Origin of the sequence: Ruoffia tabacinasalis (assembly GCF_042652985.1) — a bacterium.
GTDB lineage: Bacteria > Bacillota > Bacilli > Lactobacillales > Aerococcaceae > Ruoffia > Ruoffia tabacinasalis.
This window is the reverse complement of sequence record NZ_JBHSHQ010000088.1, coordinates 1-681: the sequence shown is the minus strand read 5'-3', so window position 1 is coordinate 681 and position 681 is coordinate 1. Positions and strand designations below refer to the sequence as shown.

At 45.4% G+C, this 681-nt stretch carries 1 protein-coding gene; it reads right to left on the bottom strand.

Annotated features, from left to right (window positions below; translation table 11 throughout):
• The coding region (locus tag ACFO5Y_RS11735; protein ID WP_465269127.1) for a transposase at positions 1-631 on the bottom strand (631 nt) is incomplete at its 3' end.
• Positions 632-681 lie beyond the last annotated feature (50 nt).

Genomic DNA, 681 nt, shown 5'->3' with positions numbered 1-681 from the left:
CACCCCCAATCTGTTCAAAGAAACGCACATGAGCTTCTTGAAAGACCTCTTTCTTTTGATGGGCATACAGATACGCCCAAAAATAATCCGAGGCTGGACTCGCAAACACGGCAAGATAATACGTCTGCACGTGGCCATTTATCTCCAACTTGACTTCACCAAAATCAAACTCAACGCGTGATCCGAGCGCATAGTCTTGACGAATAAAGGCTTCTTTCGCTTTTTTAGTCATTTGTGCCCAGTAATGCGCCACCGTTCGATATTTGATGGCGTAGCCCTCTGCTTGAAGTATCTCTGTCACAGCGACAGCCGTAAGGGCTTGTTTATGGGAGCCTAATATCCGTGTTTTCTCTTGTTCCTCTTCGATTAACCGGTTCATGCGTGCCTCCACCTCGGGTGTGAAGGTTCTTTTCGTCCGTGTCGTACTATTGTATTGTCGTTTCAACACTAACTGCTCCGTAGCGACTTCAAGGGCTTTATCGTCCTCAGCTGCATCGATTTTTTGTCTTGCCTTATCAAATCGGTCACATATTCTGCGCACCGTTTTTCGATCTAGTCCCATGTCTCGACTAATCGCACGTTTTGATTCACCGCGGCGATAACGGCTAATAACCTCAAATTCTTTTGTCATAGTAATCACTCCTGACACCTCCATCTATACTTCATAGTATAAATGGAAGT